Source organism: Paenibacillus chartarius (genome assembly GCF_042432825.1).
GTDB classification, from domain to species: domain Bacteria; phylum Bacillota; class Bacilli; order Paenibacillales; family NBRC-103111; genus Gordoniibacillus; species Gordoniibacillus chartarius.
This window is the reverse complement of the sequence record NZ_JBHLWN010000038.1, coordinates 48,083-64,156: the sequence shown is the minus strand read 5'-3', so window position 1 is coordinate 64,156 and position 16,074 is coordinate 48,083. Positions and strand designations below refer to the sequence as shown.

The 16,074-nt window shown below is 55.8% G+C and carries 14 protein-coding genes and 1 rRNA gene; 13 read left to right on the top strand and 2 right to left on the bottom strand.

The features are described 5' to 3' along the window. Positions 1-119: 119 nt before the first annotated feature. A 5S ribosomal RNA gene (rrf, locus tag ACFFK0_RS10335) occupies positions 120-236 on the top strand. A gap of 68 nt (positions 237-304) precedes the next feature. On the opposite strand, the gene ACFFK0_RS10330 is transcribed toward rrf, so the two are convergent. Continuing rightward, the gene (locus ACFFK0_RS10330; RefSeq protein ID WP_377470078.1) at positions 305-1,258 is read right to left on the bottom strand and encodes an SPL family radical SAM protein; all 954 of its coding nucleotides are present in this window, start codon (positions 1,256-1,258) and stop codon (positions 305-307) included. Positions 1,259-1,697: 439 nt separating this feature from the next. Here ACFFK0_RS10330 and ACFFK0_RS10325 point away from each other — a divergent pair, with 439 nt between their 5' ends. From ACFFK0_RS10325 to pssA, 7 genes are all read left to right on the top strand, one after another. After that, positions 1,698-2,159, top strand: a complete 462-nt coding sequence (locus ACFFK0_RS10325; RefSeq protein ID WP_377470077.1) for a CtsR family transcriptional regulator — start codon at positions 1,698-1,700, stop codon at positions 2,157-2,159. Between the two features lie 29 nt (positions 2,160-2,188). Continuing rightward, positions 2,189-2,701 carry a protein-arginine kinase activator protein McsA gene (mcsA, locus tag ACFFK0_RS10320; protein WP_377470076.1) on the top strand — a complete coding sequence of 171 codons (513 nt, stop codon included), beginning with the start codon at positions 2,189-2,191 and terminating at the stop codon, positions 2,699-2,701. A 75-nt stretch (positions 2,702-2,776) separates the two neighbouring features. Continuing rightward, complete coding sequence (gene mcsB / locus ACFFK0_RS10315) at positions 2,777-3,805, top strand: protein-arginine kinase McsB (protein ID WP_377470085.1); 1,029 nt, start codon at positions 2,777-2,779, stop codon at positions 3,803-3,805. Between the two features lie 39 nt (positions 3,806-3,844). Then, positions 3,845-6,289: an ATP-dependent protease ATP-binding subunit ClpC gene (clpC, locus tag ACFFK0_RS10310; protein ID WP_377470075.1), complete on the top strand. Its 2,445-nt coding sequence runs from the start codon at positions 3,845-3,847 to the stop codon at positions 6,287-6,289. Between the two features lie 148 nt (positions 6,290-6,437). Further along, the gene (gene radA, locus ACFFK0_RS10305; protein ID WP_377470073.1) at positions 6,438-7,808 is read left to right on the top strand and encodes a DNA repair protein RadA; all 1,371 of its coding nucleotides are present in this window, start codon (positions 6,438-6,440) and stop codon (positions 7,806-7,808) included. Positions 7,809-7,877: 69 nt separating this feature from the next. Further along, complete coding sequence (disA, locus tag ACFFK0_RS10300) at positions 7,878-8,957, top strand: DNA integrity scanning diadenylate cyclase DisA (protein WP_377470072.1); 1,080 nt, start codon at positions 7,878-7,880, stop codon at positions 8,955-8,957. Between the two features lie 55 nt (positions 8,958-9,012). Beyond that, positions 9,013-9,768: a CDP-diacylglycerol--serine O-phosphatidyltransferase gene (gene pssA / locus ACFFK0_RS10295; protein WP_377470070.1), complete on the top strand. Its 756-nt coding sequence runs from the start codon at positions 9,013-9,015 to the stop codon at positions 9,766-9,768. Positions 9,769-10,857: 1,089 nt separating this feature from the next. Here the strand turns inward: pssA and ACFFK0_RS10290 are convergent. Next, on the bottom strand, positions 10,858-11,253 hold the full coding sequence (locus ACFFK0_RS10290) for a DUF1573 domain-containing protein (protein ID WP_377470069.1): 396 nt from the start codon (positions 11,251-11,253) through the stop codon (positions 10,858-10,860). 137 nt (positions 11,254-11,390) lie between these two features. Between ACFFK0_RS10290 and ACFFK0_RS10285 the strand changes: the two genes are divergently transcribed. The 5 genes from ACFFK0_RS10285 to gltX all read left to right on the top strand — a co-directional run bounded on the left by ACFFK0_RS10285 (position 11,391) and on the right by gltX (position 15,887). Beyond that, positions 11,391-12,452, top strand: a complete 1,062-nt coding sequence (locus tag ACFFK0_RS10285) for a PIN/TRAM domain-containing protein (RefSeq protein WP_377470068.1) — start codon at positions 11,391-11,393, stop codon at positions 12,450-12,452. A gap of 120 nt (positions 12,453-12,572) precedes the next feature. Beyond that, a complete protein-coding gene (locus ACFFK0_RS10280; RefSeq protein ID WP_377470066.1) occupies positions 12,573-13,187 on the top strand; it encodes a PH domain-containing protein in 615 nt (204 codons plus the stop codon). A gap of 18 nt (positions 13,188-13,205) precedes the next feature. Next, positions 13,206-13,904: a 2-C-methyl-D-erythritol 4-phosphate cytidylyltransferase gene (ispD, locus tag ACFFK0_RS10275; protein WP_377470065.1), complete on the top strand. Its 699-nt coding sequence runs from the start codon at positions 13,206-13,208 to the stop codon at positions 13,902-13,904. Next, on the top strand, positions 13,901-14,380 hold the full coding sequence (gene ispF, locus ACFFK0_RS10270; RefSeq protein WP_377470064.1) for a 2-C-methyl-D-erythritol 2,4-cyclodiphosphate synthase: 480 nt from the start codon (positions 13,901-13,903) through the stop codon (positions 14,378-14,380). The genes ispD and ispF overlap by 4 nt, the downstream gene beginning before the upstream one ends. 49 nt (positions 14,381-14,429) lie before the next feature. Further along, on the top strand, positions 14,430-15,887 hold the full coding sequence (gene gltX, locus ACFFK0_RS10265; protein ID WP_377470063.1) for a glutamate--tRNA ligase: 1,458 nt from the start codon (positions 14,430-14,432) through the stop codon (positions 15,885-15,887). Positions 15,888-16,074 lie beyond the last annotated feature (187 nt).

Below are 16,074 nucleotides of genomic sequence, written 5' to 3'. Positions count from 1 at the left end.
TGGAGCTGACGAATACTAATCGGTCGAGGGCTTATCCAAATAAACAACCCAAATGAAATCTACGCGCAATGTTTCGTATCTAGTTTTCAGGGTGCAACGCACTCCTGAATAGCAATCCGTTTGGTGGCAATGGCGGAAGGGAACCACGCGTACCCATCCCGAACACGGCCGTTAAGCCTTCCAGCGCCGATGGTACTTAGACCGCAGGGTCTTGGGAGAGTAGGACGCCGCCAAGCAAACACAAAGAGCCCTTCACGAAAATTATCGTGAAGGGCTCTTTATACTGAACTGAGAGAGAAACGGCTTAAAAACTGAACGAGAGTTGGACGGGGTCATTCTCGCTTATTTGTGGGGCGGGGACATCTCCAGCAGTTGGCAGCCGGCGAAAAGCCTCTACATCATTCAAACCATATCGTTTCAACAAATCGTTGATTAGCGATTTTAGTGGCTCCCGATAACTGCTTGGCGCATAGGCTGATGATTGGTATAACGCGGCATACTTTGAAACGAGATGCGGGAATCGGTCACGGAGCGTCTGGAAAAACCAAACTTTGACCTCTTGTGTACTAAGCCGTAAAAACGACGACATCATAAATTTCGCTTGATGTCGGGCTCCCTCATGAATGAGCTCCTCCAAATCTTCGGCAGCGTCCGTCAAGTACGGAAGAATAGGAGCCATGAAGATCCCTGCCTGTATATCTGCCTCAACGAGCGCGGCAATGGTTTCTAACCGCTGCTTTGGCGAGGGTGTGGAAGGCTCCATGCTTCGCCAAACGGTTTTGTCGAGCGTATTTAAGCTAATATTCACGGTGACAGCAGGCAGATTCTTTAGTACATCAAGGTCTCGTAATATGAGCGGCGAACGGGTTGTAATGCTGACCGGAACGCCGTACTTGGCCAGCACCTCCAAGCAGCTGCGCGTTAGCCGCGCATTTCCTTCCGCTTGCTGGTACGGGTCGGTTGCAGTGCCTATGGCCACTTGCCCTAACCGGCTCAATCCGCCTTTTCCCCGAGCTAATTTGTCGAGCTGTTCCGTCAATGCCTCGGCGGCATTCGACTTTAAGAAGATGTGATTTTGAAATGTATCATCGGCGGCGACTCCCATAAACGTGTGTGTAGCACGTGCATAACAAAAGCTGCAGCCATGCTGACAGCCGCGGTATGGGTTAATGGACCAGCGAAAGGGCATAGAAGGAGCGGTGACTTGGTTTAGAATCGTCTTAGACGGAAGCTCTTCGTAGTGTACTTTCTGTGCCATATAATTCTCCTTATAGCAAACATATGTTCGATATCGATCATATCATACCCGGCTGTAGAGATCAAAGTTAAAAAGGCTATTGGTAAGCATTCACTAATGAAGTGATCTGCTCAACAGGGATTAAACCGGATGATGGATGAATTCGGACCCCAGAGTCGAAGCTGCTGAGTATATCGCAGGACGAATCAAGTGATAATTGAAAGTGGAACAGCAATTGGCAAAATCCCTTCCGCTAAGCGGGGGGATTTTCGTCAATACTGTGTTTAGTTAGGGGCTTCGGCCATACTGCCGCGCGACTTCCAAGACTTATCGTCAGCCACTTGTCAAAAGGAAGTATTTTGACTATAATGTGAGTAAGGTCAAAGAAAGTCAAAGTCAATCCTTGGTGACTGTTTCTTGATCCGACCATTGGAATTACTCTTCAGCGGAGGAGTTCGCGATGCGTAACGTTTCCGAAGTGATCGAGCAATATTTGAAGCAAGCTCTACACCAAAGTCCGAACGGGATGGTGGAGATTCAGCGTAACGAGCTGGCGGATAAGTTTCAATGCGTACCGTCCCAGATCAATTACGTGATCAGCACGAGATTTACCCTAGAGAAGGGCTACATCGTAGAGAGCAAACGCGGCGGGGGCGGGTATATCCGCATACAGAAGGTACAGCTGCACTCTCACGGTTCTATTCTGGATTATATTTTTCAAACGATTGGCGAACAGATCGATCAGGCTTCCTCGGAGGGGATCGTGTATCAGCTGGAGGAAGCGAGGCTTATCAGCAGCAGGGAAGCGAATCTCATCCGCGCAGCGATTTCGCGTGACGTACTCGTACTGAAGCTGCCGGTTCGCGACGAGATTCGCGCCGCTATCCTGAAGGCGATGTTGGTTGCACTGCTGACCAAATAAACCGGGTTCCGCAAGGAGGATATATGCCGATGACATGCCAAGAATGCGGGAAGAGGCCGGCGACGCTTCACTTTACGAAGATTGTCGGCGGCGAGAAGACGGAGTTTCATATTTGCGAGTCGTGCGCGCGGGAGAAGGGGGAGCTGATCCCCGGAACAACAGGCGGATTCTCGATCCATAACCTGCTGTCGGGACTGCTGGATTTCGAACCGACGCAGAGCTCGGCGGTTAAGGCCCAGCAGCTGCGCTGCGACAATTGCGGTCTCACTTACGGCCAGTTCAGCAAGCTGGGACGGTTCGGCTGCAGCCACTGCTACGAGAGCTTCAACGCCCGGCTGGACCCGCTGTTCAAACGGGTGCACGGCAATACGGTGCATACCGGCAAAGTGCCGAAGCGCTCCGGCAGCATCATCCAGCATAAGCGGGAGATTGAACGCTTGAAGCGGGAGATGATGCAGCGCATCGAGCAGGAGGAGTTCGAGAAGGCCGCCGAGCTCCGGGATCAAATCAAAGAGCTCGAACGCAAGATCAGTGCGGTATAGGTTCGGCCGAGACGCTGTGAGGAGGGAATGGCGTTGATTCTGAAGCGTTTTACCGAAGAAGCGTTAAGCGAATGGATGAAAGGCGAAGGACCGGAGTCGGACATTGTCATCAGCTCCAGGGTTCGAATCGCGCGCAACTTGAAAGACTATCCGTATCCGATGCTGGCGACGAATCAGCAGTCCCGGGAAGTGTTGGAGCAGGCGCAGCAGGTGCTGGAGCAGGAAGACCTGAAGGAAATCAGCCGTTTTACTTTGCTGCCGCTTGCCGAGATGAATGAGCTGCAGAAAATGGTGCTGGTGGAGAAGCATCTCATCAGTCCGAACCTCGCCAACGAGTCGCGCAACGGAGCGGTTATCCTAAGCGATAATGAATCGATCAGCATCATGGTGAATGAGGAAGACCATTTGCGCATTCAATGTTTATACCCGGGATTTCAAATCAAGGAAGCGTGGGACCTCGCCAATCAGGTGGACGATGTATTCGAGACGCAGCTGGAGTACGGCTTCGACGAGCGGCGCGGGTTCTTGACGAGCTGCCCGACCAATGTCGGAACCGGCATTCGCGCCTCGGTGATGATGCATCTCCCGGCGCTTGTGATGTCACAGCAGATCAGCCGGATCCTGTCCGCCGTTACGCAGGTAGGACTCGCGGTGCGGGGAATTTACGGCGAAGGCAGCGAAGCGCTGGGCAATCTGTTTCAGATCTCGAATCAGATAACGCTCGGGCAATCGGAGGAAGAGATCATCGATAATCTGTACGGCGTCGCCAAGCAAATTATCGAGCATGAACGGGCGGCGCGGCAGAAGCTGCTCCAGGAGTCGCGCATCCGCGTCCTGGACCGGGTGAACCGCTCGCTCGGGATTCTCTCGCATGCGGCGATCATGGATACGAAGGAAGCGGCGCAGCGGCTGTCCGACGTACGGCTCGGAATCGATCTGGGCATGATCCGCGGCATCTCGCCGAATGTGCTGAACGAGCTAATGGTAATGTCGCAGCCTGGATTTTTACAACAAATTGCAGGAGAAAAGCTGTCCGCCGACGAAAGGGATATGCGACGTGCGCAGCTCATTCGAGAGCGTTTTACTTCTGGGCAACATGTCTAACCTATATACACGTATACTAGTTACACGGAGGTGCTTACTATGATGTTCGGCAGATTTACAGAGCGTGCACAGAAGGTGCTGTCTTTGGCACAGGAAGAAGCGGTCCGCTTGGGCCACAACAATATCGGTACCGAGCACATTTTGCTCGGCTTGATTCGGGAAGGCGAAGGCATCGCCGCCAAGGCGCTAGTAGCACTCGGTCTCGGTCTTGAGAAAATCCAGGATGAAGTCGAGTCGCTGATCGGCCGCGGTCAAGAGCAGCCCTCCAACATTGCTTATACACCTAGAGCGAAGAAGGTCATCGAGCTGTCGATGGACGAAGCGCGCAAGCTGGGCCACACGTATGTCGGTACGGAGCACATCCTGCTCGGTCTGATCCGTGAAGGCGAAGGCGTTGCCGCCCGCGTGCTCAATAACCTCGGCGTGAGCCTGAACAAGGCCCGCCAGCAAGTGCTGCAGCTGCTGGGCAGCTCCGAAACGGTGTCGCCGAACCATGGGGCGAACCCGAATGTCAACACGCCGACGCTGGACAGCTTGGCGCGCGACCTGACGGCTTACGCGAAGGAAGGCCATCTCGATCCGGTTATCGGCCGTTCGAAGGAGATCGAGCGCGTAATTCAAGTGCTGAGCCGCCGGACGAAGAACAACCCGGTGCTGATCGGCGAGCCCGGGGTTGGTAAAACGGCGATCGCCGAAGGGCTCGCACAGAAGATCATCAACAACGAAATTCCGGAAACGCTCAAAGATAAGCGCGTTATGACGCTCGATATGGGCTCCGTCGTTGCCGGTACGAAGTACCGCGGGGAGTTCGAGGATCGCCTGAAGAAGATCATGGACGAAATTCGCCAAGCCGGCAACATCGTCCTGTTCATCGACGAGCTGCATACGCTGATCGGCGCCGGCGGCGCCGAAGGCGCGATCGACGCCTCCAACATTCTCAAGCCTGCGCTGGCCCGCGGCGAGCTGCAGTGCATCGGGGCGACGACGCTGGATGAGTACCGCAAATATATCGAGAAGGACGCCGCGCTGGAGCGCCGCTTCCAGCCGATTACGGTCGACCAGCCGTCCCCGGATGAAGCCATTCAAATTCTGCACGGTCTTCGCGACCGGTACGAAGCTCATCACCGGGTCAAAATCACGGACGAGGCAATTAAAGAAGCTGTCTTGCTGTCCGATCGTTACATTACCGACCGCTTCCTGCCGGACAAAGCGATCGACCTGATCGACGAAGCAAGCTCGAAGGTACGCCTGCGCTCCTACACGATTCCGCCAAGCCTGAAGCAGCTGGAAAACAAGCTGGAGGACATCCGCAAGGAGAAGGACGCAGCCGTGCAAAGCCAAGAGTTCGAGAAGGCCGCAGCGCTGCGCGATACCGAGCAGAAGCTGCGCGAGGAGCTCGATTCGACGCGCAACGACTGGAAGGAAAAGCAGGGCCGCATGGATACGGAGGTGACGCCGGAGGATATCGCTCAAGTCGTCGCTTCGTGGACCGGTATTCCGGTCAGCAAGCTGGCTGAAGAAGAAACCGAGCGTTTGCTGAAGATGGAAGACATTCTTCACAGCCGCGTCATCGGCCAAGAGGAAGCCGTCAAAGCGGTCAGCCGCGCCATCCGCCGCGCACGCGCCGGCCTGAAGGATCCGAAGCGTCCGATGGGCTCGTTCATCTTCCTCGGTCCGACAGGCGTCGGTAAGACGGAGCTTGCCCGTGCGCTTGCCGAATCGATGTTCGGCGACGAGAACGCGGTCATCCGCATCGATATGTCCGAGTACATGGAAAAGCACTCCACTTCCCGTCTCGTCGGAGCGCCTCCAGGATACGTCGGCTACGAGGAAGGCGGCCAGCTGACCGAGAAAGTACGCCGCAAGCCATATTCCGTCGTACTGCTCGACGAAATCGAGAAGGCGCATCCGGAAGTGTTTAACATTCTGCTGCAGGTGCTTGAGGACGGCCGTTTGACGGACTCCAAAGGCCGCACGGTGGACTTCCGCAATACGCTGATCATCATGACGTCGAACGTCGGCGCCGAGGCGATCAAGAAAAATACGACGCTCGGCTTCACAGCGGGCAACGATGCCGGCCGTGAGTACAACAACATGAAAGACAAAGTGATGGGCGAGCTGAAGAAGAGCTTCCGTCCGGAGTTCCTGAACCGGATCGACGAGATCATCGTGTTCCACTCCCTGGAGGAATCGCACATCGCGCAAATCGTCAGCCTGATGGCCGACGACCTGCGCAAGCGTCTGAAGCAGCAAGAGGTCGACTTCGTATTGACCGACAATGCGAAGAAGTTCCTCGCCAAGGAAGGCTTCGATATGGCGTTCGGCGCGCGTCCGCTGCGCAGAGCGATTCAGAAGCATATCGAGGACCGCCTGTCCGAAGAGCTGCTCCGCGGCAATATTCATAAAGGCGACTCGCTTCTCATTGACGAGAAGGACGGCGAGCTGACCGTCGAGCGCAACGAAGAGGCGACAACCTCCAAATAATGACCGGCATAGGGCGTCCTGTCTGCGGTGATATTCCGCGGCGGGGCGCCTGCTTGATTTTTAGGGGGAAGTGGGGTTTTCTTAGCCGTGCAAAACATGGTAAACTTTGAAGGATAGGGCATTGTATAGAGATGGAGAACGGCAAACGATGAGCAAAACGAAAACGAAATTTGCATGTCAGGAATGCGGCTACGAATCGCCCAAGTGGATGGGCAAGTGCCCGGGCTGCTCGGCGTGGAACACGATGGTGGAGGAGATCGAAACCGTCGTCAAGACGCAGGGAATGTTCGGAGGCACGTTATCTAGAACGAAAGAAAAGCCGCAACCGATCATAAATATAGAAAGCAGCCCCGAGCCGCGCGTTCTCACCGACAATAAAGAGCTGAACCGCGTGCTGGGCGGAGGACTCGTTCCGGGTTCGCTCATTCTTGTCGGCGGAGACCCGGGGATCGGCAAATCGACGCTGCTGCTGCAGACGTCACACTCGCTGGCCAAGACGGGCCAGAAGGTGCTGTATATTTCGGGAGAGGAGTCCGTCAAGCAGACGAAGCTGCGGGCCGACCGCCTCGGCGCGATGTCGCCGAACCTGTACGTGCTGTGCGAGACGAATCTGGAGCTGATTGAGGAAGCGATCGCCGAGATCGGGCCGGATTTTGCCGTAATTGACTCCATTCAAACGGTGTATCATCCGGCGGTGCAGTCGGCCCCGGGAACCGTGTCGCAGGTGCGCGAGTGCACAGGGCATTTCATGCGCCTCGCCAAAGGCAAAGGCATCGCCACGGTGCTGGTCGGACACGTCACGAAAGAAGGGGCGATCGCAGGGCCGAGGATGCTGGAGCACATGGTGGATTGCGTGCTGTATTTTGAAGGCGAGCGCCATCATACGTACCGGGTATTGCGGGCGGTGAAAAACCGCTTCGGCTCGACGAACGAGATCGGCATCTTCGAAATGCGGGAAGGCGGCCTCGCCGAGGTCAGCAACCCATCGGAGTTGTTCCTGCAGGAGCGCCCGCTCGGCGTAGCAGGATCGACGGTAGTAGCCAGCATGGAAGGCACGCGTCCGGTGTTGGTGGAGATTCAAGCGCTCGTATCGACGACGAATTTTCCATCGCCGCGGCGAATGGCCACCGGCATCGACCATAACCGGCTGGCGCTCATTGTAGCGGTGCTGGAGAAGCGGATGGGCATGTTCCTGCAAAATCAAGATGCCTATCTGAACGTGGCCGGAGGCGTAAAGCTGGATGAACCGGCGGTCGATCTGGCTGCGGCGATCTCGATTGCCTCGAGCTTTCGCGACAAGCCGACCCAGCCCTATGACGTTATCTTTGGCGAGATCGGGCTGACCGGCGAGGTGCGCGGCGTTTCACGGGTCGATCAGAGGGTGAAGGAGGCGCAGAAGCTCGGCTTCAAACGGGCGATTGTGCCGGAGAAGAGCTTGAAGGGCTGGTCCCCGCCGAGCGGCATCCAGATCATTGGTGTCGAGACGGTGGCGGAGGCGCTGAAGGCAGCGCTGGATTAAGGCGAAAGCGGGAGCTTGGCGGCGCTTAGCGGCGGGTAACTGCGGAATGCGGCAACAGGAGGACGGACCATGAGTAAAGAAGAGAACAAAAAAGATGTCATGAGCGAGCTGCTGCAGCTCGTCGCGCCCGGAACCGCGTTCCGCGACGGACTCGAGAACGTGCTTCGCGCCAAGACCGGCGGTCTTCTGGTCGTCGGCTACAGCCCGGAAGTGATGGAGGTCGTGGACGGCGGCTTCTCGATCAACTGCGATTTTTCCCCGAACTATTTATACGAGCTGGCGAAGATGGACGGCGCCATTATTTTAAGTGAAGATATTAAGAAAATTTTATATGCGAACACGCAGCTGATTCCGGACCCGTCCATCCCGTCGATCGAAACGGGCATACGGCATCGGACTGCGGAGCGGGTGGCGAAGCAAACCGGCAAGCTTGTCGTGTCGATTTCGCAGCGGCGCAATGTCATTACGTTGTACCAAGGACAGCTGCGTTATGCGCTTAAGGATATCGGTGTGATTTTGACCAAGGCGAATCAAGCGATCCAGACGTTGGAGAAGTACCGGTCCGTGCTGGATCAGGCTTTGACCAACCTGGGCGCTCTGGAATTTGAGGAGCTTGTAACGCTGCAAGATGTGACGGGCGTTATTCAGCGCGTCGAGATGGTGCTGCGCATCCGGTCGGAAATTAAGCGCTATATTAATGAGCTCGGTACGGAAGGCCGTCTGATCGCGATGCAGCTTGACGAGCTGGTCGGGTCGACGGAATCGGAGGCGGGGCATTTGCTTCGCGATTACGTGCGCGAGCTGAACGACGACCGGGTGCGGGACGTGAAGGCCGGCCTCAAGAAGCTGAGCTCCGAGGAGCTGCTCGACCATCAGGCGATCATTCGTCTGCTCGGGTACCCGTCGACGAATTCGATTCTGGAAGAACCCGTATCCCCCCGCGGCTTCCGGGTGCTGAACAAGATTCCAAGACTTCCGTCCGTCATTATTTCGAACCTGGTCGAAAAGTTCGGCTACCTCCCGCACATGATGATGGCGACCATCGAGGAGCTGGACGAAGTTGACGGCATCGGCGAAGTCCGGGCCCGCACCATCAAGGAAGGTTTGAAGCGGATACAGGAACAATTGTTCATTGACAGGCATATTTAAATTGCATACAATCAGTAGGTAATTCGCATAGTAGAGATGAGGTGGTCCAGTGCACATGTTAAGGAAATCGTTACCCAGTATGTTTACGGTCGGTAATCTGTTCCTCGGGGTACTGGCAATAATATTCGTATTTAACGGCAATTATGAAGGGGCAGCCATCATGGTCATTATCGCCATGCTGCTGGACAGCCTGGACGGCCGCGTTGCGCGCGCGCTGAATGCGCAGAGCGAATTCGGCAAGGAGCTCGATTCCTTGTCCGACGTCATCTCCTTCGGTGTAGCACCTGCCTTTATAATGTATGTTGCGGCTTTCACAGGCATCAATTCCGCGCTGGCATGGATTATTACGGCGATTTTCCCGATCTGCGGGGCGCTCCGCCTGGCACGGTTCAATGTGATTGCCGGGACGCCCGGCTATTTCATCGGTCTGCCGATTCCGGCGGCCGGCGGCGTGCTCTGTACGCTGGCATTGTTTCACGAACAGCTTCACGTATCCGTATTGCTGCTCAGCACGGTGCTGCTGTCGTTCCTGATGGTCAGCACGATCAAGTATCCGAGCTTCAAGAAGGGCGGCATACCGAAGGCCGCTTGGTATGTGACTCCGGTCATCATCGCGGTTGCCATCTATGTGGGCGTAACGTATCCGGGCTCGATCGGTAAAATGATTCTTGTTCCGCTGCTGCTCTACGCGCTCTACGGATTAAAAAAAAACGTTGAGCTTATGCTGGCCCGTCTGACGCGGCGCAACCGCCGCAACCGCCAGCGTAACGCTCCGATCGACGAAGCATTCAATTCCGAGACACGGATGTAATACCGATAAGCACGATTCCTTGTTCGCCGGTTGGTCGGCGGCATAGGGATCGTGTTTTTGTTTGGATGAGGACATTAGAGGGGGAGAAAAACTAATATGCGAAATTTCTTGTGAGAAATAGTGGTTTCCGAAACCGTTAATTAGCTCGAGATTGGACGTCTTACAAGATTCGCGGATTTTTAAGGCGGTATTTTCAAGTAATCAGGCAAAATTAAGCCAAATTTCATCGATTGACATTCGATAGAGCCTTCAAAGTCCGCTACTTTGAAGGAAAGCTGCGATAACAGCAAAATAGAGCCTTCAAAATCCGTTAAACATCGGCGGAATCAGTTTATTTCGCGCTCGTCGGATTCAGAATACCACGCATAACGAACTCAGCTAAGCCAAATTGCCGCGCACAAGGCGCGCCACGAATTTCGCATGAGGGGGAGGGAATAATACCTCATCTCAATAGTCATTGACCATCGGCGGACCGGTATAATCGCAAAAAAGAACGTGCGTTCGTGTTCTGGAATTGCTCACTATCGGACTTTTCCGGGAGATGTAAAGTGTTGTCAAGTAAAGCGGCTTAGTTGGAATAAAACGCTCGAATATGCCAAAGTTGTCGCCATGTAGAGGCTATGTGGTCGTCTTGCAATCGCCAGGCACGCATCAACACCAACTCCCAACCAGCACCTCCAACCTCCAACCGCCAACAGACCACCAAACAGCACTCAACAAATAGCACCCACCAAACAACACCCACCAACGACCCGACAACCACCCGGCAACCACCCGCCATCCACCCGCCAACCAGCACCCACCAACCAGCACCCACCAAATAGCACCCACCAACCAGCACCCACCAAATAGCACCCACCAACCAGCACCCACCAACCAGCACCCACCAAATAGCGCCCACCAAACAGCACCATATCAACTAGCACACAACAAATAGCACCCACCAAACAGTACCCACCAAACAGCACCCACCAACGACCCGCCAACCACCCGGCAACCACCCGCTAACCAGCACCCGCCTGCCAACCACCGTCCCCGCGCAGCTCCAACAAAAAAAGGACCGTTAGCGAACGGTCCTCTCTGCGATAACTAAGACAGTGTAAACAAGCCAAGCGTAGTGCACTTCTTTGACTCGTCTTCGACGGTTTCCTGGAGGTCCAGCTTCAGTAGGTTGCCGAGTGCCGACATGTAGAACAGGTTGCGGCCGATTTCGGCGCTGACAACCTCGCGGCAGTGCTCGCACAGCTGGCCGTTTACATGAGAGTCGAGCACGTTCTTCGCTTCCTCCAAAGTCATCTCCGGAGAGTAGCCTTGCTTCGTTGCATTGAGTTCAATACAGCCGCATTCGGTGATCGACTTGACGACAGCCCGGTTCACCGCTGCGCCTGTCTGCTGGAACTTCGACAACACATCTAGCAAGCTGCGGTGCCGCAGCAGCAATTCCGACACTTGATCCTGAAATTCCTTCAACGTTAGTGCGCTCATGCAGGCCACCTCGTTTACTAAGTGTTAAACTCACCCCCATTATAGAGCAAGCTGGTAGAAGTTTCAATTTCCATGATTATCCTTGCATCAATTGGAACATACTGTTACTGAAAACCGCTGGTGGAGGTGACAGGTATATGTTGAAAAAATGGATGCAATGGATCGTAGCGGCACTTGGCGGGTATACGGCGTACAGTTTGAGCGCCCTGCTTCCGCTATACGGGGGTCCGCAGTGGCCCGGACAAGAGTACCTGCTGCTGGCAGCCGGTGCGGCGGTCGCCTATGTGGGATTCAACGCTGCCTGGAAGTTGGGGCTGAGAGCGGCGAAACGCAGCGAGACAAGCATAGCGAGCATGCCTGCGAAAGATTTGTTTTCCGGCCTATTTGGATTAGTTATCGGTCTGCTCATCGCCGTTCTCCTCTTCCCGGTGTTGAGCAAGGCGAACGACAATGCCGTCCTGCCGCTGCTGCTGACGGCGCTGCTGGGCTTTGCCGGCTGGCAGGTCGGCTACGGCAAGCGCGACGATTTGGCGGAGCTGCTGACAGGCAAGGCGAAGCGCGGCGAGGTCAACGAAGGACCCGGCTCTTACGAGGAGCACAAGATTCTCGATACGAGCGTCATCATTGACGGGCGCATCGCCGACATTTGCAAGACGGGCTTTATCGAGGGTACGCTGGTCATTCCGGAGTTCGTACTGGAGGAGCTGCAGCACATCGCCGATTCCTCGGATTTGCTGAAGCGTAACCGAGGACGCAGAGGGCTCGATATTCTGAACAAAATTCAGAAGGAGCTCGACGTGAAGGTGCTGATCTACGAAGGCGACTTCGAGGAAATTTCCGAGGTCGACAGCAAGCTCGTCCGTCTCGCCAAGGCGCTGCGCGGCAAAGTGATCACGAACGATTTCAATTTGAACAAAGTATGCGAGCTGCAGGGCGTGTCGGTGCTGAACATTAACGATTTGGCCAACGCGGTGAAGCCTGTGGTGCTGCCGGGCGAGGAAATCTTCGTACAGGTGATTAAGGACGGCAAGGAGCACGGCCAAGGCGTAGCCTATCTCGACGACGGCACGATGATCGTGGTGGAGAGCGGGCGCGAGTTTATCGGCACGACGCTGGAGGTCATGGTGACGAGCGTGCTGCAGACGTCGGCGGGGCGGATGATTTTCGCGAAACCGAAATTGTTGGAAAAAGCGCAATAAAACCTTTATGATAAAGAGGATGCCGACGTGTTACGGGCATCCTTTTTTCCTGCAAGCGAACGTACTCTTTCGGCCTTATTCCCTGTACATAATTTCTTAATCACGAGAGGATGATTCCGCATGTTTAAGAAACTGGCTGCCGATGCACTAGGGTTAAGCGACATTGGTCAAATTATCGATAAGAAGGACTTCGACAAAGTCGATTCCGACGACTACGTCATGCACGAGGATCAGGAGCAAATCTACTTCGTCATCAAGTCGAAGAAGGATGAGTACTGCTTCACCAACCTTGCTCTCATCCATCTGGACGGCGACAGCGCCGTCAGCAGCAAGCGCATGCTGAAGCGGTACCCTTACGACAAGTACGAAATCTCGAACGTGTATTTAGAGACGGCGGGAACGGTCGATTTGGACGTGGAGATCAAGTTCACGATGGGCGGCGTAGCGTTCTCCATCGATATCAACAAGAAGCAGCTTGAGCAGGTCAAAGATCTATACAAAGCTTTGATCAAAATCGTGGAAATCACCGCTTCGAACGAAGTGCTGCTGGACTACGCCCACCAGAGCGTAACGATTGCCAGAGACGCTACAGCCCGCTTCGGCGTGCAAGGGGCGGCGCCGTCCGAGCAGTTCAACGCGATTAACGAGTCTGCCTATAACTGGCTGAAATCGAAGCGCAAAGAATTGAAAGTCAAAGATTTTGGCGCGGTTTTTGAGAAATATATCAACCAGTAGGAGCAGGCGGGTTAGCTGATGAACAATGCATTTGGCGTCGTCATTGTGGCGGCCGGCAAAGGAACACGCATGGGGACGGCGGAAAGCAAGCAATATTTGCCGCTGCAGGGGAAGCCGATTCTCATTCATACGTTGGAGACGTTCGAGCGAATGACGGAAGCTTCCGAAATCGTTCTTGTCGTCGGAGCGCACGATGTGGAGAGGTGCCGCACCGCAGCGGCGAGCGGCGGGCTGACGAAGGTGCGCGTCGTCGCCGGAGGAGCGGAACGGCAGCACTCGGTGCTGGCGGGGCTGAAGGCTCTTTCCCCCGGCATCGAGTGGGTGCTCGTGCATGACGGCGTGAGGCCGTTCGTCAAGCCGGAGCATGTGCTGGCCTGCTGGCAGGAGGCGATGCGCTCCGGCGCAGCGGTGCTGGCCGTCCCGGTGAAAGACACGATCAAGGTCGTCGACGACAGCGGCATCATCCGCGATACGCCGGAGCGCCGTACGTTATGGGCGATCCAGACGCCGCAGGCGTTCCGGCGGCCGCTCTTGACCGAGGCGCATGAGGCTGCCCTGCGGGACGGGGTGCTGGGTACGGACGACGCGATGCTGGTCGAGAGGCTCGGTGCCAAGGTGCGGGTCGTGGAAGCCGATTATACGAATATCAAAATCACGACGCCCGACGATCTCGCCTGGGCGGATTGGTATGTGACTAGAGGAGCTGGACAGGAATGATTCGAGTAGGGCAAGGCTTTGACGTACATCAGCTGGCGGAGGGCCGCAAGTGCATCATCGGCGGTGTAGAGATCCCGTTCGAGAAAGGGCTGTTGGGCCATTCCGACGCGGACGTGCTGCTGCATGCGATCAGCGACGCCTTGCTCGGCGCTTTGGGGCTGGGCGATATCGGGAAGCATTTTCCGGATACGGACGCCGCCTACAAGGATGCCGACAGTCTGGTGCTGCTGAAGCGCGTGTGGGCGCTGGTGAAGGAGCGCGGCTACAAGCTCGGTAACGTCGATTCGACGATCATCGCCCAAAGGCCGAAGATGGCGCCTTACATCCCGCAGATGGTCGAGATTATTGCCGGTGCGCTGGAGGCGGACGAGCTGTCGCAGGTGAACGTGAAAGCGACGACAACGGAGAAGCTCGGCTTTACCGGGCGGGAGGAAGGCATCGCCGCCCAAGCGGCTGTGCTGCTTGTGAAGGCGTAAGCAGCACAACACGAAGATTACATTAACGAAGAGGGGACGTTTGGCAGCAATGGCTAGAGAAATTCGCGTACGCTACGCGCCGAGCCCGACGGGGCATTTGCACATCGGAGGCGCACGAACGGCGTTGTTTAATTATTTGTTTGCCCGCCACCACGGCGGCAAGTTCATTGTTCGTATTGAAGATACGGACGTCAAGCGCAACAAGGAGGGCGGCGATCTGAACCAGCTGCACTACTTGAAATGGCTTGGCATCGAATGGGATGAAAGCATCGACATCGGCGGTCCTTACGGCCCTTATCGCCAGACGGAGCGGCTCGATATCTATAAGCAATACTGGAGCCAGCTCATTGAGCAGGGGAACGCCTATCGCTGCTATTGTACGGAGGAAGAGCTCGAGAAGGAGCGGGAAGAGCAGGCTGCGCGCGGCGAGACGCCCCGCTATTCGGGCAAATGCCGCCATTTGACTGCGGAGCAGCGGGAAGCGCTGGAAGCGTCCGGACGGGTGCCGAGCGTCCGTTTCCTTGTTCCGGACAATAGGACGTATACGTTCGCCGACATCGTCAAAGGCGACATTACGTTCGAATCGAGCGAGACCGGCGATTTTGTTATCGTGAAGAAGGACGGGATTCCGACCTATAACTTCGCCGTCGTCGTCGACGATTACCTGATGAAGATCAGCCACGTGCTGCGCGGACTGGAGCATATCTCCAACACGCCGCGGCAGCTGATGATCTACGAAGCGCTGGGGTGGGAAGCTCCGGAATTCGGACATATGTCGCTGATCACGAATCAAGAGCGGAAGAAGCTCAGCAAGCGGGACGAGACGGCCGTTCAATTCATCGAGCAGTACGAGCAGCTCGGCTTCTTGCCGGAGGCGCTCTTCAACTTCATCGGTTTGCTGGGCTGGTCGCCGGTCGGTGAAGAGGAGATGTTCACGAAAGAGCAGTTCGTCGAGATCTTCGATGCGAGCCGTCTGTCCCGCAGTCCGGCGGTGTTCGATACGGACAAGCTGCATTGGATGAACAACCAGTACTTGAAGAAAGCCGAGCTGTCACGCGTCGTGGAGCTGTGCTTACCGCATTTGCGGCAGGCCGGTTACGTATCGGACAACCCGTCGGATGCGGAGCGGGCGCATGTGACGCTGCTGGTGAAGCTGCTTCAAGACCGGCTTGATTGCGCTGCCGACATTGTAGAGCAAAGCGAAGTGCTGTATAAGGACGAGGTCACGCTGGAAAATGACGAAGCCGCCGCAATCCTGCGCGAGGACCACGTGCCCGTAGTGCTGAACTCGCTGCTGAAGCAGGTCGAAGCCGCGGCGGATTGGGCGCCGGAGCATATGAAGCCGCTGCTGAAGGCTGTCCAGGCCGAGACCGGGTACAAGGGCAAGCAGCTGTTTATGACGACGCGGGTGGCGCTGACCGGCCAGATGCATGGCCCGGACCTGGAGCTGACCATCTATTTGCTCGGCAAGGAAAAAGTCGCGGAGCGCCTGCGCAGGCTGTTGTAAAACCGCCGCAATAGCGATATACTGATGACAATTAAAAACAATTCGATATATGAGTGATAAGCAACGAACAGGAGAGTACGCTTCACAGCAATGAAGCCCCAGAGAGGATTGCCGAGAGCGCAAGCGTCAGGCACTGCAGCAGGAGGGCGGCTTAGCCGTCTGCATTGCGGTGATGCCGTGAAACGGG